24 protein-coding genes, 2 tRNA genes and 2 pseudogenes are annotated in these 23,602 nt (G+C 61.4%); 10 read left to right on the plus strand and 18 right to left on the minus strand.

The features are described from left to right. Positions 1 to 177: 177 nt before the first annotated feature. On the plus strand, positions 178 to 1,692 hold the full coding sequence (gene ppx, locus EX20_RS08435) for an exopolyphosphatase (protein ID WP_011884290.1): 1,515 nt from the start codon (positions 178 to 180) through the stop codon (positions 1,690 to 1,692). 72 nt (positions 1,693 to 1,764) lie between these two features. On the opposite strand, the gene EX20_RS08440 is transcribed toward ppx, so the two are convergent. Beyond that, positions 1,765 to 2,199: a hypothetical protein gene (locus EX20_RS08440; protein ID WP_011884291.1), complete on the minus strand. Its 435-nt coding sequence runs from the start codon at positions 2,197 to 2,199 to the stop codon at positions 1,765 to 1,767. Positions 2,200 to 2,942: 743 nt separating this feature from the next. On the opposite strand from EX20_RS08440, the gene EX20_RS08445 reads away from it, so the two are divergent. From EX20_RS08445 to EX20_RS08455, 4 genes are read left to right on the plus strand one after another with little or no spacing between them, the layout of a single operon-like run. Then, the gene (locus EX20_RS08445) at positions 2,943 to 4,367 is read left to right on the plus strand and encodes a UbiA family prenyltransferase (RefSeq protein ID WP_034193247.1); all 1,425 of its coding nucleotides are present in this window, start codon (positions 2,943 to 2,945) and stop codon (positions 4,365 to 4,367) included. Continuing rightward, positions 4,364 to 5,680: an FAD-binding oxidoreductase gene (locus EX20_RS08450; protein WP_034193248.1), complete on the plus strand. Its 1,317-nt coding sequence runs from the start codon at positions 4,364 to 4,366 to the stop codon at positions 5,678 to 5,680. Before EX20_RS08445 ends, EX20_RS08450 begins: the two co-directional genes overlap by 4 nt. Then, the gene (locus EX20_RS30470; RefSeq protein WP_072465387.1) at positions 5,677 to 6,414 is read left to right on the plus strand and encodes an SDR family oxidoreductase; all 738 of its coding nucleotides are present in this window, start codon (positions 5,677 to 5,679) and stop codon (positions 6,412 to 6,414) included. Before EX20_RS08450 ends, EX20_RS30470 begins: the two co-directional genes overlap by 4 nt. A gap of 17 nt (positions 6,415 to 6,431) precedes the next feature. Next, positions 6,432 to 6,830: a GtrA family protein gene (locus EX20_RS08455; protein ID WP_034193249.1), complete on the plus strand. Its 399-nt coding sequence runs from the start codon at positions 6,432 to 6,434 to the stop codon at positions 6,828 to 6,830. 27 nt (positions 6,831 to 6,857) lie between these two features. On the opposite strand, the gene EX20_RS08460 is transcribed toward EX20_RS08455, so the two are convergent. The 4 genes and pseudogenes from EX20_RS08460 to EX20_RS08465 form a co-directional block, all read right to left on the minus strand. Beyond that, on the minus strand, positions 6,858 to 8,333 hold the full coding sequence (locus EX20_RS08460) for a hypothetical protein (protein WP_131929048.1): 1,476 nt from the start codon (positions 8,331 to 8,333) through the stop codon (positions 6,858 to 6,860). 101 nt (positions 8,334 to 8,434) lie between these two features. Continuing rightward, positions 8,435 to 8,690: pseudogene (locus tag EX20_RS32475) on the minus strand (hypothetical protein); the annotation flags it as partial. A gap of 55 nt (positions 8,691 to 8,745) precedes the next feature. Then, positions 8,746 to 9,021 (minus strand): annotated as a pseudogene (locus tag EX20_RS32800) (transposase); the annotation flags it as partial. A gap of 330 nt (positions 9,022 to 9,351) precedes the next feature. After that, positions 9,352 to 9,428: transfer RNA gene (locus EX20_RS08465), tRNA-Pro, on the minus strand. A gap of 161 nt (positions 9,429 to 9,589) precedes the next feature. On the opposite strand from EX20_RS08465, the gene sixA reads away from it, so the two are divergent. Next, positions 9,590 to 10,051, plus strand: a complete 462-nt coding sequence (gene sixA, locus EX20_RS08470) for a phosphohistidine phosphatase SixA (protein ID WP_011884302.1) — start codon at positions 9,590 to 9,592, stop codon at positions 10,049 to 10,051. Between the two features lie 160 nt (positions 10,052 to 10,211). Next, positions 10,212 to 11,018, plus strand: a complete 807-nt coding sequence (locus EX20_RS08475; RefSeq protein WP_011884303.1) for a GNAT family N-acetyltransferase — start codon at positions 10,212 to 10,214, stop codon at positions 11,016 to 11,018. Between the two features lie 226 nt (positions 11,019 to 11,244). On the opposite strand, the gene EX20_RS32480 is transcribed toward EX20_RS08475, so the two are convergent. Continuing rightward, positions 11,245 to 11,415, minus strand: coding sequence for a hypothetical protein (locus EX20_RS32480; protein ID WP_014722818.1), 171 nt, complete (start codon positions 11,413 to 11,415; stop codon positions 11,245 to 11,247). A 135-nt stretch (positions 11,416 to 11,550) separates the two neighbouring features. On the opposite strand from EX20_RS32480, the gene EX20_RS08480 reads away from it, so the two are divergent. Continuing rightward, positions 11,551 to 11,736 (plus strand): hypothetical protein, encoded by a 186-nt coding sequence (locus EX20_RS08480; protein WP_034193330.1) that lies wholly within the window; start codon positions 11,551 to 11,553, stop codon positions 11,734 to 11,736. A gap of 16 nt (positions 11,737 to 11,752) precedes the next feature. Here the strand turns inward: EX20_RS08480 and EX20_RS08485 are convergent, their stop codons facing one another. The 4 genes from EX20_RS08485 to EX20_RS08500 all read right to left on the minus strand — a co-directional run bounded on the left by EX20_RS08485 (position 11,753) and on the right by EX20_RS08500 (position 16,050). Next, the gene (locus EX20_RS08485) at positions 11,753 to 13,123 is read right to left on the minus strand and encodes an MATE family efflux transporter (protein WP_034193251.1); all 1,371 of its coding nucleotides are present in this window, start codon (positions 13,121 to 13,123) and stop codon (positions 11,753 to 11,755) included. A 10-nt stretch (positions 13,124 to 13,133) separates the two neighbouring features. Beyond that, a complete protein-coding gene (locus tag EX20_RS08490) occupies positions 13,134 to 13,457 on the minus strand; it encodes a DUF2288 domain-containing protein (protein WP_034193252.1) in 324 nt (107 codons plus the stop codon). 849 nt (positions 13,458 to 14,306) lie between these two features. Continuing rightward, positions 14,307 to 15,005, minus strand: coding sequence for a peptidoglycan DD-metalloendopeptidase family protein (locus tag EX20_RS08495; RefSeq protein ID WP_011884308.1), 699 nt, complete (start codon positions 15,003 to 15,005; stop codon positions 14,307 to 14,309). Positions 15,006 to 15,135: 130 nt separating this feature from the next. Next, the gene (locus EX20_RS08500) at positions 15,136 to 16,050 is read right to left on the minus strand and encodes an aldose epimerase family protein (protein WP_011884309.1); all 915 of its coding nucleotides are present in this window, start codon (positions 16,048 to 16,050) and stop codon (positions 15,136 to 15,138) included. A 483-nt stretch (positions 16,051 to 16,533) separates the two neighbouring features. On the opposite strand from EX20_RS08500, the gene EX20_RS08505 reads away from it, so the two are divergent. Both EX20_RS08505 and EX20_RS08510 read left to right on the plus strand, forming a co-directional pair. Then, on the plus strand, positions 16,534 to 17,364 hold the full coding sequence (locus EX20_RS08505) for an undecaprenyl-diphosphate phosphatase (RefSeq protein ID WP_011884310.1): 831 nt from the start codon (positions 16,534 to 16,536) through the stop codon (positions 17,362 to 17,364). Between the two features lie 179 nt (positions 17,365 to 17,543). Beyond that, a tRNA-Arg gene (locus EX20_RS08510) sits at positions 17,544 to 17,620 on the plus strand. A 253-nt stretch (positions 17,621 to 17,873) separates the two neighbouring features. Here EX20_RS08510 and EX20_RS31800 read toward each other — a convergent pair. The 8 genes from EX20_RS31800 to EX20_RS08545 all read right to left on the minus strand — a co-directional run bounded on the left by EX20_RS31800 (position 17,874) and on the right by EX20_RS08545 (position 23,596). After that, a complete protein-coding gene (locus tag EX20_RS31800; protein ID WP_156126943.1) occupies positions 17,874 to 18,035 on the minus strand; it encodes a hypothetical protein in 162 nt (53 codons plus the stop codon). A gap of 99 nt (positions 18,036 to 18,134) precedes the next feature. Beyond that, positions 18,135 to 18,929: a DNA adenine methylase gene (locus EX20_RS08515; protein ID WP_034193253.1), complete on the minus strand. Its 795-nt coding sequence runs from the start codon at positions 18,927 to 18,929 to the stop codon at positions 18,135 to 18,137. Between the two features lie 137 nt (positions 18,930 to 19,066). Further along, positions 19,067 to 19,504, minus strand: a complete 438-nt coding sequence (locus tag EX20_RS08520; protein ID WP_034193254.1) for a hypothetical protein — start codon at positions 19,502 to 19,504, stop codon at positions 19,067 to 19,069. Positions 19,505 to 19,508: 4 nt separating this feature from the next. Then, the gene (locus EX20_RS08525; RefSeq protein WP_034193255.1) at positions 19,509 to 20,087 is read right to left on the minus strand and encodes a DUF4376 domain-containing protein; all 579 of its coding nucleotides are present in this window, start codon (positions 20,085 to 20,087) and stop codon (positions 19,509 to 19,511) included. Between the two features lie 2 nt (positions 20,088 to 20,089). Further along, positions 20,090 to 21,610 (minus strand): gp53-like domain-containing protein, encoded by a 1,521-nt coding sequence (locus tag EX20_RS29865; protein WP_051974412.1) that lies wholly within the window; start codon positions 21,608 to 21,610, stop codon positions 20,090 to 20,092. A 2-nt stretch (positions 21,611 to 21,612) separates the two neighbouring features. Beyond that, on the minus strand, positions 21,613 to 22,182 hold the full coding sequence (locus tag EX20_RS08535; protein WP_034193256.1) for a YmfQ family protein: 570 nt from the start codon (positions 22,180 to 22,182) through the stop codon (positions 21,613 to 21,615). Continuing rightward, positions 22,179 to 23,246 (minus strand): baseplate J/gp47 family protein, encoded by a 1,068-nt coding sequence (locus tag EX20_RS08540; protein ID WP_034193257.1) that lies wholly within the window; start codon positions 23,244 to 23,246, stop codon positions 22,179 to 22,181. The genes EX20_RS08535 and EX20_RS08540 overlap by 4 nt, the downstream gene beginning before the upstream one ends. Further along, positions 23,246 to 23,596: a phage GP46 family protein gene (locus EX20_RS08545; RefSeq protein WP_034193258.1), complete on the minus strand. Its 351-nt coding sequence runs from the start codon at positions 23,594 to 23,596 to the stop codon at positions 23,246 to 23,248. Before EX20_RS08545 ends, EX20_RS08540 begins: the two co-directional genes overlap by 1 nt. Positions 23,597 to 23,602 lie beyond the last annotated feature (6 nt).

Below are 23,602 nucleotides of genomic sequence, written 5' to 3' on the forward strand. Positions count from 1 at the left end.
ACGCCGGAACCCGTTTCGTCTCATAAATGTTTCGGATATATGGAATCTACCTGTTTACATGCCCGTGAAGCGTGGCAATGGCAAGGGTTCCACGCTTAAAATGACGCCTTTGACAGTCGTCCAGCGGGCCTGACCGGTTGCGGTTGCCGCGGGCGTACGCGCACGGAGCCCCTTCTGATGGTTACATCCCCCCACTTGCTGGCGGCCGTCGATCTCGGCTCGAACAGCTTCCGGCTCATCGTCGGGCGCGTCGAGGAAACGTCGGCGGGCAGCCAGATCTATCCTGTCGATGCGTTGCGCGAGCCCGTTCGACTGGCCGCGGGGCTGTCGAGCGACAAGATGCTCGACCGTGCGTCGCAGGAGCGTGGCTGGGACGCGCTCAAACGGTTCGGCGAGCGCCTGCGCGATTTCCATCCCGATCATGTGCGCGCGGTGGCGACCAATACGTTGCGGGTCGCGAAGAACGCGGGCGAATTCCTCGGCGAGGCCGAGGCGGCGCTCGGATTTCCGATCGAAGTGATCGCCGGTCGCGAAGAGGCGCGGCTGATCTACGCAGGCGCTGCGCATTCGGTGCCGGCGAGCGCGGGCAAGCGGCTCGTGGTCGACATCGGCGGCGGCTCGACCGAGTTCATCATCGGCTCGCACTACACGCCGCTCGTGATGGAGAGCCTTTATATCGGCTGCGTGAGCCACAGCCGCACGTTCTTTCCGGCCGGCAACGTCGACGAATACACGATGCGACAGGCCGAGCTCGCCGCCAAGCGCGAGATCCAGATCATTTCCAGCGAGTACAAGAAGGCCGGATGGGACCAGGCGATCGGGTCGTCCGGTACCGCGCGTGCGCTCGCCGAGCTCGTCGAGGCGAACGGCTTCAACGATGCGGGCATCACGCACGGCATTTCGCGCGGCGGGCTCGAGCGCCTGAAGCGCGCGCTGATCAAGTCGGAGAACGTGAACCGGTTGAAGCTGATCGCGCTGAAGCCCGATCGCGTGCCGGTGCTCGCCGGCGGCCTCGCGATCATGCTGGCCGTGTTCGAGGAGCTTGGCGTCGACTATGTCGATACGACCGACGGCGCGCTGCGTCTCGGCGTGCTGTACGACCTGCTCGGCCGCACGCAGCACGAGGACATGCGCGCGGTGACCGTCGAGGGCTTCACGCGCCGCTACGGCGTCGATCGTGCGCAGGCCGGGCGGATCGCCGCGCTGGCCGTGCGGTTCTACGACGAACTCGAGGAAGGCGACGACGAGGCGCGCGAGGAAGGCCGGACGTTTCTGGGCTGGGCCGCTGCGCTGCACGAGATCGGGCTGTCGATCTCGCACAGTTCGTATCACAAGCATTCGGCCTATATCGCGAGCAATGCGGACATGCCGGGCTTTTCGCGTACCGATCAGGCGCGCCTCGCCGCGCTCGTGCTCGGGCATGCGGGCAAGCTCGGCAAGCTGTCGCAGGCGCGCGACGTCGAGTGGCCGCTGCTGTTCTGCCTGCGGCTCGCCGCGCTGCTGTGCCGACGCCGCACGGACGCCGGGCTGCCGGACATTTCCGTGTCGCAGATGAAGAAGGGCGGGTATGAAGTGCGCCTGCCGGGCGCATGGGTCGAGCAAAACCCGCTGACCGACTACAGCCTCAGCCAGGAAGCGGCCGAGTGGGAGAAGGTCGGTATTCCGTATCGCGTCGTCTATACCGGCGCTTGATGCGTTCGGCGTTCGGCGTTCGCGCGTGGGCGGGCGGCGCGTTTGCGCGCGCCCGGATTCTGCGCGACTCGCTCAGTCAGAGCACACGATCGCGGTCAGGAACGGAAACGCCTGCTTGACGGTGGCGTCGCTGCCTGCATTGCGCACGGCCGTCTCGACGGCGCTCTTCGTGCCGTGCACGACGACGCCATAGGCCCATTCGCCGATCGGCGTGCCGGTGCCCGAGCGGAAGATCGGGTCGTTCGCCTGGTAGCCGAGCACGACGTAGACGCCGAAGCCATAGGCGGTCAACGGATGGCTCGTCCGGAACGCGTTCACCGAATTCGGTTCGACGTGCATCGGCTGCGACTCGATGTCGCCCGCGGCGAGCAGCGGCGCGACGAACTTGTGGCCGTTCGAATGACAGTCGAGCGCGGCGTCGATCGATTTGCCGGGTGCGGCGTTGCACGATGCGGCGAACGCGAGCAGCGCGCCGAAGAGGGCGGTTTTGAAAATTGGGTCGTTCATGCGCGGTTGCGAGTTTGATCACGGATATTATCGCGTGGTGTCGCAAGATTCGTGCGTGGGCACCTCGCCAAGGTTTTGCTGATGACCCGTCACCCATTGGATAGCGCTGCGCTGACTGGCCCGTACTTATGAAGCTCTGGCTGTCCAACCTTGGGGCGGAGTGACAGGATTCCGACCCTCTGGCCCCTGAGCCCATCGCCAATAGATACAGCGCTCGATCCACGTATTTCAGTAGTTTTGCTGTCTACAGCTTTGCCAAGAAATAAGCGTGAATTGGCAAGGCTGTGCAGGGTCCAGGTTAGGACTTTGTACACGGACCTAGCCGTGTTGGAAGTGCGTGATCAGTGCCAAACCTGCTCCCGGCGAGCGTATTCCCCCGTTCATGCCGTGGGATATCTTCCTTTCTAGGGATGGCTTCTTCCTCCGCGTTGTCAGTGGCCACTTGAGCTGAACATGTACTTAGGTCGTTGGCGAAATTGCGCTTCTTCCTCATGGGTGTAAGCTCGCTGTGTGGGGTTGCGGTCAATTCGGAGATGTGTCCAAAATCTTCCGAAACGGAGCCGCGCGCGACCCGCATGAGCCAATGTTCGTCCGGCGTTAGGAGACGATGTGTCGGTTTTTCAGGCATCGTCCAACGTCCTTGATGACATAAGAACGGCTACAATACCACCCTTATCGCACGCGGGGACCGCACGAGTGCGAACCTCCAGAAGAAGAATCATCGGGATACCCGATTTTGAAAAATGACCAATAAACCACTTGTCGTCGATCTCGACGGGACACTAATTCGTTCCGATGTTCTGCTGGAGAGCGGCTTCGCATTTGTCAAACAGTCACCGCACAAGTTCTACCAGCCCCTGTTGTGGCTGATGAAGGATGGCAAGGCAGGCCTGAAAGCGCGGCTTGCGGAGCAAGTTCAACTGGATGTGTCATCCCTCCCATACGACCCCGTAATCGTGGAGTGGCTCCAGGACGAGCACGCGAATGGCCGTCAAATTGTGCTCGCGACTGCTACACATGAACACTTCGCAAAGCAGATCGCCGAACACATCGGGATATTCGAGCGGACGTTTGCGACACGCGATGGAATCAACCTTTCATCGTCCAATAAGCGCGATGCCCTGATACGTGAATACGGTGAAAAAGGTTTCGATTACGCCGGAAACTCTCACGATGATATAAGGGTGTGGCGAGCGTCCGACCAGGCATTTGTGGTCAATCCGGATAAGGGTGTTGCGCGCGTAGCCGAAAAGGAAGGCAATGTTGCGCGAGTGATTGATACAAGACGCTCATCGCTGAAGGTGCTCTCAAAAGCGTTGCGGACGCATCAGTGGTTGAAGAACGTTCTAGTGTTTCTGCCGATTCTGGCGGCGCATCAGTTCTTGTCAATTCCACATGTTGTTCACGCGTTGATCGCATTCGTAGCATTTAGTTTGTGTGCGTCGAGTGTATATTTGCTGAACGACCTGCTCGACTTGGAGGATGACCGTCATCATCCGACAAAGAGATTTCGCCCACTCGCATCGGGAGCACTTTCTTTGACGGTCGGGATCGCTCTTTTTCCGGTTATTCTTGCGACATCATTCGGCTTATCGTTATTGCTTTTGCCGCCGCAATTCACGTTGGTACTGATCGGCTACTATGCTCTTACGCTGGCATATTCGATGTACCTCAAGCGCCGCGTAATGGTGGATGTGGTCTCCCTCGCCGCGCTCTATACTATTCGCATCATCGCAGGATCGGCCGCAACCGGTGTGGCGCCAAGTTTCTGGTTGCTCGCATTTTCGATGTTCATGTTCCTTAGCTTGGCGCTGGTCAAACGCTATGCGGAGCTTTATTCGATGCAGGCGCGTGGCGTGGAGAAATCACGTGGTCGGGGGTACGTCGCCGACGATCTGCCACTCATCTCGTCATTGGGAGCGGCAGCCGGCTATCTCGCTGCACTTGTTCTGGCTCTATACATCCAAGATACGAATACGATGTACCTCTACAGTCACCCGAAATGGCTCTGGATCGGTTGTCCATTGATCCTCTATTGGGTCAGTCGCACTTGGATTATTGCTCATCGTGGCCTGATGCATGACGACCCAATTGTTTTTGCGGCTCGCGATAGGACGAGTTTAATCGTTGCCGTAATGTTCGCTGCTGTTTGCTGGATCGCCGCATGACAAAATCGCTTCAATCCTGGGGGCGATACCCATACCATCCCCAAGTAGGGCATCCGGTCGCATGGCGCGATGGCATCAGTTCTGAACTCAATGCTCTCGCTGCGTCCTACGGAACGATCCTCCCATACGGAAACGGTCGCAGTTATGGATCCAGTTGTCTCGCTGCAAGCAACCATGTGCTGCATGCGCGTGCTCTCGATCGTTTCATCGCGGCAGATTGGCACGCGGGAGTGATTCGTGTTGAATCGGGCGTAACGCTGGGTGAAATCCTTGAGGTCGCGATTCCGCGTGGATGGATGCTTCCGGTGACGCCAGGCACGAAGTATGTGACGATCGGGGGAGCCATTGCGAATGACGTTCATGGAAAAAATCATCATGTACGTGGCACGTTCGGCTGTCATGTACGCCGATTCGGCTTGATCAGGTCTCAAGAAGGCGAAATAGAATGCGGTTTCGATGAAAATCGCTTGCTATTTGATGCGACAGTCGGTGGCCTCGGATTGACAGGCGTCATTGCCTGGGCGGAGATTGCACTGATGCCAATACGGTCGAGCCAAATACGGTCGACCAGCATTCGCTTCGCGAGCCTGTCAGGATTCTTCGAACTGGCGGATGATTGTGATGCGAAGCACGAATATAGCGTCGCGTGGATTGACTGTTTGGCAAGTGGCGCATCCCTTGGGCGCGGGATCTTCATGGCCGGCGATCACGCGGTGGATGGCACGCTGGTGATCGATCGGACGAAGAAAAAGAGGGTGCCGTTCGTACCGCCTATCTCGCCGATCAATTCGGTGACGCTATCGTTGTTCAATGAGGCGTATTATCGATTCGCGCAACGCAGCAAACCTGATACGTTGGTGTCGTACGATAAGTATTTCTACCCACTCGACAGCATCCTCGAATGGAATCGGATTTACGGTAAGGCTGGATTTCAGCAGTATCAATGCGTCGTCCCGAAGGCCACCGCGATTGACGCGATGCGTGAGATCTTGAGTCTTATCGCCCACAGCAAGACCGGTTCGTTCCTCGCAGTGCTCAAGCGTTGCGGTGATGTTCCGTCGCCTGGTTTGATATCCTTCCCGCTCGAAGGAACATCGCTTGCGCTCGATTTCCCACAACACGACGACGCGAACCGCCGTCTGTTCGCATCGCTGGATGCTGTTGTGCGGGACGCAGGTGGACGTCTCTATCCCGCAAAGGACGCGCACATGAGCGGCGCAGATTTCCGTGCGACATATTCGCGCTGGAGCGAACTGGAGACATTGCGTGATCCCGCGATAATGTCTCAATTCTGGAAGAACGTAATTCAATGAAGAAAAATATTCTGATCATCGGTGCAACATCTGCGATCGCGACAGCCTGCGCGCGCCGCTGGACAAACGGCACGCGACTCTTCCTCGTCGGACGCAACGCAGCACGGCTGCAGCAGGTCACCGACGATTTGAATAGCCGTGGCGCGTCGGCTACATGTATGCAGTTGGACGTGAATGACTATGCCGGGCACCAAGCGCTGTTTGCCCGGCTAGAGGTCGAAATGCCGACGATTGATATTGCTCTGATCGCACCAGGCACACTTCCGGATCAGGATATGTGTCAGCATGATGCAGTTATCGCGGTACGTGAGTTCAACACGAATGCGACGTCGCTGATTGCATTACTGACGCCGCTCGCGAACCGGATGGAAGCACATAAGCATGGCGTGATCGCTGTCATCTCGTCGGTTGCAGGAGATCGCGGGCGACCGTCGAACTACCTGTATGGCAGTGCTAAGGCAGCGTTGTCGACGTTCTGCGAAGGTTTGCGTGCGCGCCTCGCGAAGTCCAATGTCCATCTTGTGACGGTTAAGCCGGGGTTCGTTGATACTCCGATGACGGCCGGACTTCCGCTGCCAGGCCCACTCGTCGCAACAGCCGATAAAGTTGCAGCTGATATAGATCGAGCGATTGCTAAGCGAATTAACGTCTTGTACACACCATGGTTCTGGTCTGGAATCATGCTGATTATTCGGTCGATTCCGCAGTTTGTGTTTAAGCGGATATCACTGTAAAGCATGGGGTGTAGGTCATGATTCAAGTCACGTTACTATACTGCTTATTCGCGGGAATATCGATGGTCGCAAATCTCGGTGCCCAGGCGACGGTGATACGCATTTATTCAGGGCCATACCAAGTACTCGCCGCGCTAGCCATTGGAACCGGGGCCGGACTCATCGTGAAATATGTGCTCGACAAGAGGTGGATCTTCTCGTATCGAACCGAGGGCGCTGTGCATGATGCGAAGTTGTTCGTGCTCTATTCGTTGATGGGAGTCGCGACAACGACGATCTTCTGGGGAGCTGAGTTCGCATTCGATCATGCGTTTGGCACCGAAGCGATGCGTTATCTGGGTGGTGCAATCGGCCTGACGATTGGCTACATCGTCAAGTACAAATTGGATCGAGCATTCGTTTTCAGAACCGCATAAGACAGAGGGGCCTATCGGCCCCTTTTCTTATTTGTTCGAGCATACCAGCAACGCATCGCCCTTTACTTCGATCGTCAGATGCGATCTAATTCCCGAACACTCGCTCGGAGATGTCGGATATACATCGACGCGGCCGTTCGATAAGTAGAGGAATAATCCTTTGCGGTTCTCCGGGGTCGTCATCAACGATTCACCGAATTCGAACGTGCGTGCGTGGTAGATCACGTTGTCGTCCCAGTTGAAATTCATCTTGACGACAGGGCGCTTGGTATACGGGAATTCCTGATAGGCGCGATTGATGATCATATTTGCTGTTGCGATATCCATCGCTTCTTGATCGGCGCGCCCCTTTTGCTGATCAATATAGATGACCGCCTGAGATAAGACGGTAATCAGCAATGCCACCATTCCAATGGAAACTCCTGCAATCTTGCCTGTCCATCGAGCGCAAGCTGCCGTGATGATAAGTGCAACGAATATTGAGATTGGGCTGAGACTTCGCGGCGATGGCCAATATATCTTCATCAGCAGATTCGTCGGATTTGGAAGCATCAATGCAACCGCAAAGAATGCAAAAATCACGAGAACTTTCGCGCGTAGTGACTTGGCTGCAGACACCGCAGTGACAACTGCCAGACCGAAGACGATGATCGTTATACGGTTCTCGTAATGTGCATACCCACCTGAAAAGGCGTTCAGTGCGTCACCGATCGTTTTTATATATGGCAATACATTTGGTTTTAGGTATTCGGCGCCAAACGGGCGGCCGCCGGCCGAAAATCCAGGAACGCCAGCACCTTGCAGAATCTTGTTGGTGACGAGATAGAGGCCGACAGCGATGAGCGCGCCGACTGCCGCCGGCAAGTAGCGGTGCACAATCGTGCTTAGAGTCTCACCATCTCCGAATGCGAATGAGATAACAAAGGCAGCCATCAGGCTGCAAGCGACCATGTAGGGGTAGGTTTGATAGAAACCCATGGCGACGCAGCCGACGAGCCCGATAATTGAAATCTTCGATGCGAACCGTCGCTCAGACTGGGTGATATTCAGCGATGCTGCAAGCGCCAATGAAACTGCACCGGACTGGACCCATACGTTCGTGAACGAAAAGACGTCCATCAACAGGCCAAACGTCAAGAAGATACTGAAGCCAGCGAGATACTCCGCAGTCGAGAAGCGCGCTCGTGAAAACCGAATTGTCTCTGAAAATAGGGCGGCATATCCCACTATGATAGTAACCGCGCCGATGGCTTCGAGATCGATACGCGACCCTCCAAGAATACGAAGCAGCCAACATAACGCGGAAAGTCCATACCGGCCATTTGATGCTTGATCGAGGGCGACGGATTTAAGAGGGTCGGTCAGACTAACGATGATGATATCGTCGACCGAAAACAGGAGGAGATTGGGCAAGATTACCAATGCGGCAATTGCCCAACATATCAACTTCATTGAGATGTCGGAGCGATCGAGGTTTGCTCCAAGGAGGGGGTGGTCCGCCAATTTCATTTCCGCTGGATTCGCTATGCTTGATGTTGCGAATTGTAACCCAGGGACCCAAAGCGCAATGCAGGAAATTGATCAGGTGCTTGTGTAGCAACCGCTCACGATCTCCATTCAATGGCATCCGGACTCGTGGAGGCCGTTTGATTCAAGTTAATGCACGTCGGCGGCATCTCTGAGTTGCCTGCAGTGGTTGCCTGAGCTTCAGCAGGCAGAATACAGCCAAGCAGTTCGATCAGCCATGCGATCGATTCCAGCGTCGCCAGTTCGATGGATTCCTGCGTTTCCAAGGGAGCGACGGATCAGTTCCGCGTTGTACAGGCCGTTGATCGTTTCGGCCAGCACATTGTCGTAGCTGCCGGCTGGGGGCGAAGGTTTCCGGCGTTCCACGTGTGGGGCGGCTTGAGATTCCGACTCCAATGGTGGATCGTTCCGGGTAAAGCGGCGCGAACTGTATTATGGCATCTCCCATCGTGCGGGGAGCCGATCTACTTAGGGACGATGTTGCGCAACGTCAACCAGATCAATTTGAGCACTTCCTGATCCGGCGGCAAGTGGCTGCGCCCTGACGATGCGTGTGTAGCGACTCGATCATGTTGGCGGCATATACAATTTCCCGGATGTCAGGCGCGAAGGCGTCGAACCGAATCACCTGATCCCAGCCCCGGCGCCAGAGTGGGGCGATCGGGGATATTTCGTACCTTGTCGCCAGCCCCAAAACCATCCCATTAAGAAGCGGAAAATTCCGTCATGACGTTGTCATTGAGACCGGCAGGTCAGGCCGTGGGGAAGAGTAAGTTTTTGAAATGCGCTCTGCCGGCGACTGTCGTCTCGGGCTCCGTGCGCATCCACGCTACATCGAAGGCTCGGCGGGATCGGCGCCACTGGAAGCTGGGGAGGGGCGAATTTGGTCCGGCCAAGTGAGTCGATGGAAATTGATCTGGGCTGTACGCAGTTACATGAATTCTATAAAGAAAAAAGGGTTACACGCTTTTGGCATGTAACCCCTTGATTCCTTTGGTCGGAGCGATAGGATTCGAACCTACGACCCTCTGATCCCAAATCAGATGCGCTACCAGGCTGCGCTACGCTCCGACGAGCCAAAGATTCTAGCGTCTAATGGGTCGCTGGGTCAATCCCGTTATCCACATGCCGCGTTCGACCACGAACGCCCACCGATTGGCGACAATACCAACGATGACCGTCCGCCGCGCACACGTACGGCCGGACGGTTCGCCGACACATGGAGAGACACGATGATGAATCTGATCCTGTGGCGTCACGCCGAGGCCGAGGACTACGCGGCCAACGATCTGGCGAGACAACTGACCACCCGCGGCCGCAAGGAAGCGCAGGCGATGGCCAAATGGCTGCGCGGCCGGCTCGAATCGAGCAGCGTGATCCTCGCGAGCCCGGCGGCGCGCACGGTGCAGACGGTCGAGGCGCTCACCGACCAGTACCGGACCGTCGATGCGCTCGCCCCGGGCGGCAGCGTGGACGACGTGCTGGCCGCCGCAGGCTGGCCCGACGGCATTGCACCGACGGTCGTGATCGTCGGCCACCAGCCGACGCTCGGCTGCGTCGCCGCCGAACTGATCGCGCGCAACGGCGACAGCTGGAGCGTCAAGAAGGGCGGCATCGTGTGGCTCGCGAGCCGCACCCGCGACGGCAACCATCAGGCCGTGCTGCGCGCCGTACTGACGCCGGAGCTTGTCTGAAGCGGTTTTCGTGCCATTGATCATACGGTTGCGTAAGCTTTCTGCTAAAGTCAATTCGGCGACACGTCATTGAAAGGACACGGTCGTGCCACAGAACGGTAACGACCGGTTACTACATTGGCTGGCATGTCGTCCTATTCCTTACGACCAGGAAAGCCTAATGCGAGAACTGCCGACGCCTACGCTCCCCTTCGCCTCGCTGCCCCTCGATACAGCGCGGCGCCACCTGCCGCGCGCCGCTGAAACCGTCACATCCGAGTACCGTTTGCGGGCCGCCTGGGCGCGCACGGAAGACGAACTGCGCGAGGCGCAGCGCCTGCGCTACACCGTATTCGCCGAAGAGATGGGCGCGCAGGTCAGTGGCCCGTCCGGTCTCGACGTCGATCCTTTCGACGCCTACTGCGACCACCTGCTGGTCCGCGATCTCGATACGCTGAAAGTCGTCGGCACGTATCGCGTGCTGCCGCCGCACCAGGCGGCCCGCGTTGGCCGGTTGTACGCCGAGGGCGAATTCGACCTGTCGCGCCTGACGCACCTGCGCGGCAAGATGGTCGAGGTCGGCCGCTCGTGCGTGCACAGCGACTACCGTAGCGGCGCGGTGATCATGGCGTTGTGGGGCGGTCTCGGCGCCTACATGATGCAGAACGGCTATGAGACGATGCTGGGCTGCGCGAGCGTGTCGATGGCCGACGGCGGCCACTATGCGGCGAACCTGTATCAGTCGCTGCCCGCCCACTCGCTGACCGCGCCCGAATACCGTGCCTTCCCGCACACCGCGCTGCCGGTCGACGAGTTGCAGACGGGCACCGTCGTTGCGCCGCCGCCGCTCATCAAGGGCTATCTGCGCCTCGGCGCGAAGATCTGCGGCGCACCGGCCTGGGATCCCGACTTCAACTGCGCCGACTTCCTGACACTGTTCCGCCTGTCGGACATCAACGCGCGCTACGCCCGGCACTTCCTGGGCTGAGCACTGCCGCTTGCCTGCGCGTCGCGCCCGACGCGCGCGCGCAGGCGAACGCAAACGAACGCCCTCACGCGCCGATGCGCCGCGTGATGGCGTTCGCTTTTATGGACTAAGTCGTCATATCGGGCCCGTTCGCTTTTCGCGGCACGCACCGGCCGCTCCAGCGTGCGCATGTCCGCACGTTGGATGCGCCGCTCACGCGGCGGACCCGACGACGCAGCGGCGTGCGCTAATGCTTGCGCCGCCAGTCGAGCAGATGGTGTTCCGCCATCCAGTGATGGATCATCCCTTCGCCACCGTGGGTGCGCTTGTATTCGCGCGACTCGAAGTAGGACAGCGCGACGAGCACCATCACACCGATGAACAGGCCGATCAGGCCGGCGATCTCTTCAGACATCATGGCAGCCTCCTTTCAACGGCACAGCGCCATGTCTGCATGGTAGGACATGTGCGCGACGACTCCCAAACCGGAATTCGGCTAGACTCGGCCCGGTTCCGGCGCGCGATGGGCGCGCCGTTTTTCGGAGCCTTCCCGATGACCCGTTTGATGCTGTTCGTGCTGGCCGTGTCGATTCTTGCCGGTTGTGCCGGCGATCCTCGCGAGGCACGCCGCGGCCACCCGCCGCAGGATCCAGCCGACTACCACGGCGTGCCGACCGACATGACGCCGCCGTCGATGCTCGATGCGTCGCCGGCGCCCGCGGGCGCTGCGGCGCAATAGCCGCTGCCCGAGGCGCTCAGGCGCCGGCCGCCGGCCCGTCGGCGCCGATGCGCCGCACGAGCGCCGGCAGATGGCGTGCGAGTGTCGCGCCACGCGCGGCCATGAACAGCAGCAGTGCGAACCACAGTCCGTGGTTGCCGAACGGGCCGACGGCGACGAGCGTCGCAGTGATGAAGACCGCGAGCGATGCCACCATCGCGCGCATCAGCGACTGCGTCTGGGTTGCGCCGATGAACACGCCGTCGAGCAGAAAGCCCCACACGGAAACGATCGGCGAGACGGCTGCCCAGGGCAAATAACGCAGCGCGACGGCGCGGATGTCTGCTTGGTCGGTCAGCCGCGCGACGATCCAGCCGCCGGCTGCCCAATAGACGAGCGCGAACAGCAGCGCACCCAGCGCCGACCACAGCAGCGTGACGCGCACGGCCTGCCGGAACGTCGCGCGATCGCGTGCGCCGGCTGCGGCGCCGACGAGCGCTTCGGCCGCGTGAGCGAAGCCGTCGAGCCCATATGCCATGAAGGTTTGGAAATTCAGCAGCAGCGCGTTTGCGGCGAGCGTCGCGTCGCCCTGTTGGGCGCCGAGATGCGCGAACCAGCCGAACGCGCCCAGCAGGCACAGCGTGCGCAGGAAGATGTCGCGATTGAGCGCGATCAGCCGCGTGAGCGCTGCGCGATCCACCAGCGCATGCGCCGCGAGCGGCCCGAGGCCGCGCGGCCGCAGCCGCCACAGCATCCACGCGCCGAGCGCGAAGCCGCACGCGTCCGCGGTGGCCGTTGCGGCGCCGATTCCGGCGATGCCCCAGCCGAAGCCGTACACGTAGAGCAGCACGGCGCCGATGTTCACCGCGTTGATGAACACCTGCGCGACGAGGGCGAGCCGCACGCGCTGCACGCCGAGCAGGTAGCCGAGCACGACGTAGTTCGCCAGCGCGAACGGAGCGCTCCAGATGCGTGCGCGGCTGTAGGCGAGTGCCGTCGCACGCACCGCGTCGCTGCCGCCGAGCGCGGTCAGTGCGAACGACAGCAGCGGCACCTGCAAGGCGAGCACGGCGGCGCCGAGCGCGAACGCGACGATGAGCGCGCGCAGCACGCTCAGGCGGATGCCGGCTGCGTCGCGGGCGCCGTGCGCCTGCGCGACGAGGCCGGTCGTGCCCATCCGCAGGAAGCCGAAGCCCCAGAACACGAAGTTGAAGACGAGGCCGCCGAGCGCGACGCCGCCGAGATACTGCGCGCCGTCGAGATGGCCGGCCACGGCCGTGTCGACCGCGCCGAGCAGCGGCTGGGTCAGGTTGGCGAGGACGATCGGGAACGCGAGCGCGAGGACGCGCCGGTGCGAGACGGCGGCCGATGCGGTGTCGGCCGCGTGCGGTAAGGCGGATTCGGACATCGCGAACGCGTCAGGCGCGTTCCTGCACGCACACCCACGGCGACACGACTACCGCCCACAGCTCCGGATCGCGTGCCGCGTAGTCGGAAGCGGTCGGCGCCGGCATGCGCGCGACGAGGCCGGCCGACAGCCAGCGCGTGACTTGCTCGGCGTCGTCGCTGGCGATCGCTTCCGCGACGCTGACGAGATCGAGATCGCGCGCGACCGACAGCAGCTTGCCTTGTGCGAAGAAGCGCTCGAGATCGCACCAGTCGATCTTGGCGGTTTCACCCAGGAGTTTGGCGTAGAGCGGGCTATGCGACGCGCCCGCGGCGGTTTCGTGTTGGGAGGACATCGGTGTTCGGGAGAAAGGCTGCGTGGCGCCACTATAAACCATCCGGGCTATCGGGCGACCGGCTGGCCGTCGCGGCACGGCCGTGCTGCTGGCGTGCGTTGCATGGCGAGGGATGCGCGAGCGTGTCGTCGCCAACATCGCCGGGGTTCGGCGGCGCGATGAACGCCTTCACGATGTCGGTAGCTGTCCCGCCCTGGGGCACGCCGACCATGACCGCGGGCCGATGCGGTAACCGCCGGTCGCGATTGCTTCGTCGTCGCGGCCGACGAAGTGCACGGCGCGCATGTAACCGTTCGCGCGACGGTTAGAAACCTTCCTCAGTTCGCCGAGCGCGGTGCGTGTCACGTTGCCGTGGGATGTTTGTTGAGTCGGCGCGAGCCGTCCGCCGTCGCTCACGCGGCAATCGCGGCGCGGCTGGAACCCTCGTGCTGAAGCGGCTGAGCGGCCTTTTTGGGCGGTCGGCTGCACGCGGTATCGCGGGTCGCGTCGAGGTCTGCCGAAGCAACCGTCGGCGCGCTTACATCATTGATTCACGCGACCGAAACCACAATGGCGACTGTGGATAGGGAATGTTCGGACTCGTGCGACGGGGCAGTTCAGTGCACGATTTCTCAATGACGCATAAGATCACGACAAAACAGTGATGTGACCATGGATTTGCTTCTGATTGCTACGGGGTTCAGCCTGTTCGGAATCGGCGCGCTGGTGATGTTTGCGAGCCGTGTCGATCCGTTGTCCGGCCGTTTCATCGGTCGTCTGCGCAAGCGCTGACACAACCTTTCGGATTGCCCTCGCGACGACATGCGATGCATGCCGGCATCTCATGTCGTCCGTTGACGGCCCGCGCGTTCAGCGCGCGGGCAGGTAGCGTGCGGGGTCGATCGAGCGGCCGCCGTAACGCAGCTCGAAATGCAGCGCGACGCGATCGCTGTCGCTGCTGCCCATCTCGGCGATCGTCTGCCCCTGTGTGACCGACTGGCCTTCCCTCACGAGCAGCGCGCGGTTGTGCGCGTAGGCCGTCAGGTAATCGGCGTTGTGCTTCAGGATGATCAGATTGCCGTAGCCGCGCAAGCCGTTGCCCGCATAGACGACCGTGCCGGTGGCGGCCGCCTGCACCGGCGTACCGGCCGAATTCGCGATGTCGATCCCCTTGGATTTCGATCCGTCGAACGTGCGCACCACATTGCCGGCTGCCGGCCAGATCAGCGCGATGCTGGAAGCCGGTTTGACGTTCGATTCGACCGGCGCGGATGGCGCGGGGCGGCTGCGCGGCGCGCTGCCGGTGCTGGTGCCGGAGGTGGACGCGGTCGTCGTGCCGGGCGGCGGCGCGACGCGCAGTACCTGCCCGACTTCGATCGCATCGGGGTTCGTGATCTGGTTCCAGCGCACGATGTTTGCCAGCGACGTGCGGTTGTCGCGGGCGATCTTGTAGAGCGTGTCGCCGCGCTCGACGCGGTAGTAGCCGGGGCCGACGGGCGCGGAGCCGCACGCGACGAGCAGCGCCGCACAGGCGGCAGCGAAGAGCCGCTTCGTTGTTGTTCCGAACATTGAACCTCGCAAAACGCTGCCGCGCGCGGCGCGGCAGGCAATCCAAAACGTCCGATTTTAACGGGTTCGATCGGCCCGCCGCAGTTTCTGGCCGTAGTCGGCCGGCATGGCCGGCCCGGCGCCGGCGATGTCAGCCGGCGTGCGGCAGCACGCGAATGCGCAGCGTGGCCGTTTCGGTCGCGCCCGGCGCGAGCATGCGCAGCCCGAGACCGTTGTGAATTGCGTCCGGCAGGCCGAGCCACGGCTCGACGCAGTAGAAGTCGGATTCCGGCTTCTCGGTCCACGTCGTGACCGCATACCACGGGATCGAGCCCGGGATGTCGAGCGCGATCTCGATCGTGCGGCCGCGCCCCGGCATCACGATCCGTACCGGCGCGGACGGCGCGCCATCGTCGAGACAGTGGAAGCGGTCGAGGATCTCCGGATCTCCGAGGCTGTAGGACGATTGGCCCGGCTCCGCCGCGCTGATCGAGCCGTCGGCCAGTTGCATGCGGCGTTGCGTCGGCGGCAGCTCGAGCGTGGTCTGGGCGCGTTCTCCGTGCGGCAGCGCGAAATAGAAGTGGTGGCCTGCGTAGTACGGCAGCGGCGTGGCGCCGCGGTTCGTCGTGGTCAGCGCGACGTCGAGCGTGTGGGCATCGACGAGACGGTAGGTCGCTTCGAAGCGGAAATCGAACGGGTAGCTGTCGTGCAGCGCGTCGGTTGCATCGAGCGACATCGCGAGCGCGGCGCCGTCCGGCGACGCGTGTGCCGCGAACGGCAGGTCGCGCGCGAAACCGTGCATCGGCAGGTCGCGGACCACGCCGGCGGCGTCGCGCCAGCGGCCGAGTTCGCCGTCGACGCGATGCCGGCCGAGGAACGGGAACAACAGCGGATTGCCGCCGCGCACGCGCGCGAGGTTGGTCCAGTCCGCGGTTTCCGGCCAGAAGATGATCGGCTCGCCGTCGACGTGCCACGACAGCAGGCGGCCGCCGAATTGCGGAGCGACCCGAACGAGCGACGGGCCGGTGTGAAGTTCATGGATGTCGTGCTGCTGGAAGATCGGCATGGCAAGTCGGGATGAACGGGTGAGGGGATGCGCGAGCGCGATCCATTATCGGGCAGCGACGCGGTCGGGGAAAACCCTTCTCGGGAAATCGCGACTTTTTAACACCGTCGGCGGTCGGGATAATGCATCTAAACCGGTGATGTTGCCGGGTCATGACACTTCGAGGAGGCGCCATGGATCTGGCAATGGCAATGGGAATCGCACTGTTCGGCATGTTCACCGGCAGCACGGTACTGTTCTTTTATCAGCTCGGCCGCTGACGACAGGATTCTGTCCGATTCGAAAGGCCCGCCATGCAAATGGCGGGCTTTTTGCTTTCTGTGCGCTTACATGTTGCAAGCGTTTGTGTGCATCGCCGCAATTAGCGGTCAAATGCCCTTGGCGCAGTAATCATGGCTCGGCATAATCGGGGCGCGTTTTTGCGGATGACGCGGTGCGTCGTCCGTCTTCCTACCGATTGTTCACCTTTAAAAGGACCGACGCGTGAGTCTCTGGTTTCTGGTATTCCTGAGCGTCCTGCAGGGCGTCACCGAACTGTTCCCCGTCAGCAGCCTCGGCCACACGCTGCTCGTGCCGGCGCTGTTCGGCATGCATATCGACAAGCACGCGCCGCAGTTGCTGCCATTTCTCGTTGCGCTGCATCTGGGTACGGCGCTCGCGCTGCTGTGGTACTTCCGTGAGCGCTGGATTGCGCTGATCGGCGGTTTCTTCGCGCAGCTCGGCGGGCGCAAGAACGATGACGGGCACATGATGTGGGCGCTGATCATCGGCACGATCCCGACCGGCATCGTCGGGTTGCTGCTCGAGAAGCGCATCGAGCGCGTGTTCCACGACCTGCGGATCGTTGCGATCGCACTGATCGTCAACGGCGTGCTGCTGTGGATCGGCGATCGGATTCAGCGCAGCCGTGCGCATCAGCCGCCGGAGAAGATGACGTTCAAGCAGGCGTTCCTCGTGGGCCTGGCGCAGATCGGCGCGCTGATCCCGGGCTTCTCGCGCAGCGGGCTGACGATGATCGCCGGCAATGTGGCCGGATTGACTGCGGAGAAGGCCGCGGAGTTTTCGTTCCTGCTCGGTACGCCGATCATTTTTGCCGCGGGCGTGCTTGAGTTGCCGAAGCTGTTTCATGCTCGCGACCAACTCGCCGATGCACTGCTCGGTGGTGTGTTGACGGCGATTGCCGCGTATCTGAGCGTGCGGTTCCTGATGCGTTATTTCGAAGGGCGCGGGCGGTTGGCGTCGTTCGGGCTTTACTGTGTGATCGCCGGGGCGTTCTGTCTCGGGTGGTTCATGCTGCATCCGCAACCGGTTTGATGATTGCTGCACCGGTCTGGCGTGATGTGTCGCGATGATCGGGTATAATTTCGGGCTCGGCTTCATGCCGGGCCCGTTTCGTTTCGGGGCTTCGAGTGAGTGGTTCTGGTGTGGCTCGAAGCACCTGTGCGTTGCATGCGGCCTGGGTTGTGTTTGTGTCGCCGTGTCTTTTCTCTCGACCGCCCTTAGCTCAGTTGGATAGAGCAACGGCCTTCTAAGCCGTAGGTCACACGTTCGAATCGTGTAGGGCGGGCCAGTAAAATCAACGAGTCCGGTTGATCTCACGGTCTTTCTTCAGCCTCCGATAGTTCCGCGCAGGGTTCCTCGGCTGTAACGTCGCGGCCGATTTGTCACCGTTTGGCGATAGATTTGTCACTCGGGGACTAACCGGGTTCGCGGTCGATTTGTCACTACAAAGCGCAAAAGGAAGCCGCCCGAAGGCGGCATCCCGACCTTAGAGCCGGCCGGTCGATTATCCAGCGGGTGTGACGCTAACACACGGGGCAAGCTCAGGCTTGTACTTCGACAGCGTACTCAAGATCGCCGCGCCAAGCCTCCGCGCCGACGAAGGTCCGAGGCACGCCGTAGTGCTGGACGTTGTCGATACCTTCCAGCGCCACGTCACCTGCAGACGATTCGTCGCCCTTTCTGAGCAAAGCTCGTTGCGACATATTCCTCCCGTTCACTGGATTGCGAGCGGCAATTCGAGACGCTCTCCCGGTGCATGCTAGCGCAAACCCCACCGGCTACATTTCGAATGTCAGGTAACGTTAAAACAACCCGCCGGTCTGCGTGCCAGGCTCCCAGTTCGTGATTACCAGCTCACGACTCGTCGACGGGCCACCGTTCGTGTTGTTCACGCTGTACTTGATCGACAAGCCGAGCATTGGGAATCCGTCGAATGCGCGACGAATGTCCTCGTGATCGTTGATGCTGACCATCACCTTGCCCTTGCACGACCGCATAAACGCGGCCATACGCTCGTACTCCTCGAACAGGAACGGCACGCCGTAACCTTCGGTTTTCCAGTACGGCGGATCGCAATAGAAAAACGTGTGCGGTCGGTCGTACCGGGACATGCATTCGTGCCACGGGAGGTTGTCGACGTGCGCGCAGGCCAAGCGCAGATGGGCGGCCGAGAGGCTTTCCTCGATCCGCAGCAGATTGACCGACGGCGCGGTCGTCGCGGTGCCGAAGGTCTGCCCGTCAACTTTGCCCCCAAACGCATGGTGTTGCAGATAGTAGAAGCGCGCGGCGCGCTGGATATCGGTGAGGGTTTCCGGGACCGTCTGCTGATGCCATTTGAACACCTGGCGGCTGGAGATGGCCCATTTGAACTGGCGCACGAACTCTTCCAGGTGGTGCTGCACGACACGATAGAGGTTCACCAGCTCACCGTTGATGTCGTTGAGCACCTCGACCGGGGCCGGCATCGGCCGCAGAAAGTACAGCGCGGCTCCGCCGCAGAAGACCTCAACGTAGCACTCGTGCTGCGGGAAAAGCGGAATGAGCTGGTCGGCCAGGCGACGCTTGCCGCCCAGCCAGGGAATAATGGGTTGTGCCATTTATGGTGCGAAATGAATGTTAGAATCGCCCCCGCCTTCGCGAAGGTGGCAGGGCCTTGGTCGGTTCACTGGCACATTCAGTGTTCTGGCGGCCAGCAAGGGTGTTAGCGCACCGGAGCTGGTCGCCCTGTTTCTCGTTACGCAGCGGTGCGATCGCAGCGCGCGATGGCCGCTACGAGGTCCGCAAAGCCATTCGGATCGAGCCGCCACGGCTCATTGATGCCCAGCGCCGAAGCGATCGCCTCCGAGCAGAAGTAGCGGCCCGGCTCACCGATGACCGGTCGCAGCACGAAGCCGAATATCCCGAACCAGTCGTAACCCGCGCCAGTGCGAGTCTCGAACCAGCCACGCACGGCGTCGACATCGGCCGGCATCTCCAGCACATCCCACTCGGCCGCCGGCAGCGCGAGCGTGGCGATGCGCACGCCCGTATCGCGCGACGAGGACGCACACTCGAACGTGCCGTTGCCGTGGTCGGCCAGTACCGCTTCGACGTGACTATATGGACCGCGTTGCCACCAACGAATCGCGCGGTCGACGATCGCTCCGTGCCCTTTGTAGAACGCGAAAAGCATCGCATCAGCTCCACACGATCGCGCGCACGGCCTCGATCGTCGTCGCGGCCATGACCTGCTGCTCGAACTGCACCTTCTTCATGATCGCGTTGGAGATCGCGGTCTTGCCATCGACACCCACCTGCTGGATTTGCGCAGCGGTGTGCGGTCGAAGCGACCAGTTTCCGGCCGCATCAGCGCACCAGAAGTCTGTTGTCCATCCCGATGGAAGATTCGGGAAAAGCGAGGACAACACGCAGGACGAGAGGTTCTGCTGGTCGGTGCTCTTGGCTGGATACACATAGGATTGTCCCAGCGCTGACGACGTGAAGCCTGCGACGATCTCGGCCGCACACGCCGCGTCAATTGCTGCAATCTGCGCAGTTTGGGATTGCGCCAGCAATTCTGCGCCGGTCGGCGGTGGAACTTGCGCGAGGGCGCCGCTCGCGATATGCCACTGTCCCTGCTGCTCGATGCACGTTTGCCACTGCTCCGGCGTTATCTCTATCGTATTGACAACCTCCGCAGGGACCGGGCTATCTACGCTGTCGTAGAACGCCGTGATGTTGCCTTGCGCGTCGAATGCTGCGTATTTTTGACCCATTTTTAATAACCCCAAACTAAAACACGTCCTGCGATGCCGGATGACACACCGGGGCCACTCGATGAAACATTACGCACCCGAGCAAATGAAGCCGTCTTAGACGACGATGAAATATCAAAGGCCCACACGGTCGCGGTGCCGGTCATCCACCCGCCGGGCGCCCCTTCTCCCGCTAAGCCTCCGAGCGGCGCAGTTTGAAAAGCGATCGGATTCGTAACGACCATATTGCCGTTTGCATCGCTGGCGCCGTTCGTCCATTGAAAGATCAAACCGCTCGGGAGCTTCTGGTAGCCCGAAGTCGATAGAGACGAGCCAAACACGCCTGCATACTGCAACCCCGCAGATCCGCCCCAAGCCTGCCAGTTCGAGGTGCCATTGCAAGCCAAATCCAACGTATCGCCGGGGTTGAGGACAAAGCTCGACAGAGACGTATTGCCGGTCGATACCGTATCCGATCCGTTCTTGAGGATCGTAATCGGATAGACCGTCCCGTTCAGAAATGACAGTGTTGCTCCGGGCTGAAAAGTCGAGGCGAGCGGGAGCGTGATCGCGAAGGCGCCGGTAGCAGCATACGGGATGATGAGCTTCCCGGCGTAGGTGACATCCAGCGTTGTGGCAGCCGAAAGCGCGACAACGCCCCCAAACTGAACCCCCACGCCTTTCAGGAATGCCGTCGTCGCGAGTTTCGTGCTGTTGTCGAACTGCGGCGGCGTCGGCCCACGTTGGTAACCGCCTGTGTTTTCGCACAGCACCCACGCGCCATTGCCATTGCTTAGTGCAGCGTTCCATTGCACCTCGATCTCGCCATTCACGACGATTTCGCCCCCGGCCAACGCTACGTGATCCGCACCCCAGATCGGGGCGGCAGCGATGCCGTCCGGCGCGAACGTCGATGCGCCGGTGTTGGCCGTCTTCGCCCGGAAGCGCAGCTTCATGCCATCGGTCAGGGCCGTCACTGTCGGTGCATACGCGGCCTTGTAAACGTTCGCCGCGCCAGTGTCGACGCTGTAGAGCGGCGTTCCCGCCTGCATGATCGTGTCGAACTGCGACGCGACGATCGAGTTCAACAGGAACGCTGCGGCCGCCGCATCATAAGTCGCACCGACGATCGCATTCGCCGGCACGTCGCCGGCCTGCAGCGGCGTGCCATCGTCACGCAGCAGTGGCACGACGCCAGCGCCCGCATTCAGCGTCGACTGTCCCGTGTTCGAGTGTGCTGCACGAAACTTCACCTGCAGGCCGTTCACGTAAGCGGTAACGGCGGGTGTCAGAGCGGTCACGTAGCTGTTGACCGCTCCAGTATCGAGTCCGTAATTGCCGGTCTTCGATTCGATCAGCGCGAGAATCGCGGCAAGCAACTGCCCGTTGTTGTTCGGGTCGAGCGTGAGGCCGGCCGCCGTGATGGGTGCGATCAGCTCCTCCTGCACGGCGTTGTGCCAGAGCGCGGCCAGGAACGTGCCGAGCGCGCCCGTGGCCGGATTGCCGTCGTGAAAGAAACCGTCCGTCGAATTGATACGCTGCATGATCAGCTTCCGAGGTATTTAAAGTAGACGTAGGTAAATGCCGGCTTCAGGTCGTCGAACACGGTCTCAAGCACGGGATCTCCGAACGAGGTGATAGGGTCGCCCGCAGCGGCTGTGCCGGCGCGGGCCTGATAGGCGACGATGGGCGAGCCGGACACGACGACCTGCCAGACCCAAATGATGTCGGTCACCCACATGGCGTCGCCCGCGCGGCTCACGCCTGCTTGCGCGTACTGCGGCTCGACAATGTCGACCGTGTAACCGAGCTTCGCGGCGAGCTGCTTGAAATATGGAATCGATAGGCCGCCGGTCTCGCCGATCTTCGCGACGACGGTCGCGATGCGCTCCTGCTGCGACGCACCCGACCGGGGCGTCACGCCGAGCAAGCGCTCCCAATCGGTGACCATCTCGCCCGCGCCATCCGGCGTGATGCCGGCAAGCAATCGGTCTGCATTCTCCAGTGCGGCATCGAGCGCCGCGCCTTCGGCCTTCAGTTCCGCCGCGAGGATCGGATCGGTCGGCACGTAGCTGACGGGCGGCAGCAGCTGCGTGAGCAGGTCCGCATGCTTCATTGCATCAGGCTCACGGTCAAATTGCCCATCTGGCACCACTGCACAACCGTTGCGTCGACTTCAGGAGTGAAATTACCGGTCGGCGTGACAACTGTTCGATCGGTAATGCCAGCGGTGTCGGTAATGATCCCTTCGATGCGACTCTTGATGTATTGCGCACCGGGTTCCAGCGTTGTGAAATACGCTGCGATTCCTGGCTCGATTGCCGCTTGCGCGCCAGCGGCCGTGCCGCCGGGAAATGCGACCTGTACCACGTGGTCGATCGTGACGATCGTCGGTGCGAGCACTAGGCAGTTCTTCGCCGTGACGGGCCGTTGACCATCGATCGCCGCCTGCACGGCCGTGATCGTCGTGGCCGACGGGAGGCCGCCCGATGCCGTGATCACCACATCGCACGTGCCGAGGCCGCGACGCAGCGGATAGACGTATGCAGCCGACACGCCGTCGACGTTCATCGCCCAACGGCGGAAGTCCCACTGATTGCCGCCCGCCGGCGGCCGGCGGATCACATCAAGCAGGCGGGCGAGCAGTTCGGCATCCGTTTCATCATCGGTGCCGCCGACCATCTTCACGATCGAAGCTGCGCTCGTCACGCCGTTCGGCGGTGCAAGCAGCGTCAGCGTGGTGCCCGCATCGGCATTGCCGGCGCTACCGACCGCCGTGCAGGTGGCCGCAAGCGTCAGGGTGCCGTCCGCACCGATGACTCCGGTGGCCGTCGTCGTGTATTGGCGGGCATCGAGCGTCTGCGCCACGATCGCACCGGTCACCGGTGCGCCTGGTTGGCCGTTGATCACGATACTGCCGCCTGCAGCCGTGGCGCGCTTCTTCGACAGACCGCGCGTGGCCGCGTGGCGCTGCAGGTTGTCCGTGTCGGCCGTGTCGGCGAATATCTGTCGGTAGATGTAGAGCTGGTGCTCGTACAACCCTTCGATCGCGCTACCCGTACCAGTCGCGCGAATCACGAAGTCGGAGTCGGAACCCGTGTCCGCGTCGGGCAGCTGGTTCGAAATGTCGCGCAGAATATCCGAGCGGATGGTGTCGGCGGTTTTGATCGTGAACGCCATCAGATCACCTTCACCGGATGCTCGAAGTGCTGCGGCTTACCGCTCGCATCGACGACTTCAATCGAGAGCAGCAACCAGCCCGTGCGCAGCGATTGCGCCGTCACGGTGATGCTCTGCGCACGATCGTCGTCGATCAGCGGTTGCAACGCCTGCTCGGCATATTGCTTCGCGAGCGTATAGACACGGGGAACGTCTTTCTCCCGCTTCAGTTCATGAAGGCGCGAACCAAGTGTGGGATCGGCCCAGTACGAGCCGAGCGGCGTCTGAAGGCGCAGATAGACCGCGTTGGATAACGTGGTCGTGCGCTTGCCGGTGTAGCCACCGGTGGTCGGGTCGAGTGCGGGGTCCATGCGCAC

Origin of the sequence: Burkholderia sp. WP42, assembly GCF_000745665.1 — a bacterium.
Taxonomy (GTDB): Bacteria; Pseudomonadota; Gammaproteobacteria; order Burkholderiales; family Burkholderiaceae; genus Burkholderia; species Burkholderia vietnamiensis.

Coding starts and splice junctions, on each gene's coding strand:
- EX20_RS08535 (WP_034193256.1), bottom strand. CDS start 22,182: ATGAAGCATGCGGACCTGCTCACGCAGCTGCTGCCGCCCGTCAGCTAC.
- EX20_RS08490 (WP_034193252.1), bottom strand. CDS start 13,457: ATGTCCTCCCAACACGAAACCGCCGCGGGCGCGTCGCATAGCCCGCTC.
- EX20_RS08500 (WP_011884309.1), bottom strand. CDS start 16,050: ATGCCGATCTTCCAGCAGCACGACATCCATGAACTTCACACCGGCCCG.
- EX20_RS29865 (WP_051974412.1), bottom strand. CDS start 21,610: ATGCAGCGTATCAATTCGACGGACGGTTTCTTTCACGACGGCAATCCG.
- EX20_RS08525 (WP_034193255.1), bottom strand. CDS start 20,087: ATGGGTCAAAAATACGCAGCATTCGACGCGCAAGGCAACATCACGGCG.
- EX20_RS32480 (WP_014722818.1), bottom strand. CDS start 11,415: ATGATGTCTGAAGAGATCGCCGGCCTGATCGGCCTGTTCATCGGTGTG.
- EX20_RS08545 (WP_034193258.1), bottom strand. CDS start 23,596: ATGGACCCCGCACTCGACCCGACCACCGGTGGCTACACCGGCAAGCGC.
- EX20_RS30470 (WP_072465387.1), top strand. CDS start 5,677: ATGAAGAAAAATATTCTGATCATCGGTGCAACATCTGCGATCGCGACA.
- EX20_RS31800 (WP_156126943.1), bottom strand. CDS start 18,035: ATGTCGCAACGAGCTTTGCTCAGAAAGGGCGACGAATCGTCTGCAGGT.
- EX20_RS08495 (WP_011884308.1), bottom strand. CDS start 15,005: ATGTTCGGAACAACAACGAAGCGGCTCTTCGCTGCCGCCTGTGCGGCG.
- EX20_RS08440 (WP_011884291.1), bottom strand. CDS start 2,199: ATGAACGACCCAATTTTCAAAACCGCCCTCTTCGGCGCGCTGCTCGCG.
- EX20_RS08475 (WP_011884303.1), top strand. CDS start 10,212: ATGCGAGAACTGCCGACGCCTACGCTCCCCTTCGCCTCGCTGCCCCTC.
- EX20_RS08455 (WP_034193249.1), top strand. CDS start 6,432: ATGATTCAAGTCACGTTACTATACTGCTTATTCGCGGGAATATCGATG.
- sixA (WP_011884302.1), top strand. CDS start 9,590: ATGATGAATCTGATCCTGTGGCGTCACGCCGAGGCCGAGGACTACGCG.
- EX20_RS08485 (WP_034193251.1), bottom strand. CDS start 13,123: ATGTCCGAATCCGCCTTACCGCACGCGGCCGACACCGCATCGGCCGCC.
- EX20_RS08450 (WP_034193248.1), top strand. CDS start 4,364: ATGACAAAATCGCTTCAATCCTGGGGGCGATACCCATACCATCCCCAA.
- EX20_RS08515 (WP_034193253.1), bottom strand. CDS start 18,929: ATGGCACAACCCATTATTCCCTGGCTGGGCGGCAAGCGTCGCCTGGCC.
- EX20_RS08445 (WP_034193247.1), top strand. CDS start 2,943: ATGACCAATAAACCACTTGTCGTCGATCTCGACGGGACACTAATTCGT.
- EX20_RS08540 (WP_034193257.1), bottom strand. CDS start 23,246: ATGGCGTTCACGATCAAAACCGCCGACACCATCCGCTCGGATATTCTG.
- ppx (WP_011884290.1), top strand. CDS start 178: ATGGTTACATCCCCCCACTTGCTGGCGGCCGTCGATCTCGGCTCGAAC.
- EX20_RS08520 (WP_034193254.1), bottom strand. CDS start 19,504: ATGCTTTTCGCGTTCTACAAAGGGCACGGAGCGATCGTCGACCGCGCG.
- EX20_RS08480 (WP_034193330.1), top strand. CDS start 11,551: ATGACCCGTTTGATGCTGTTCGTGCTGGCCGTGTCGATTCTTGCCGGT.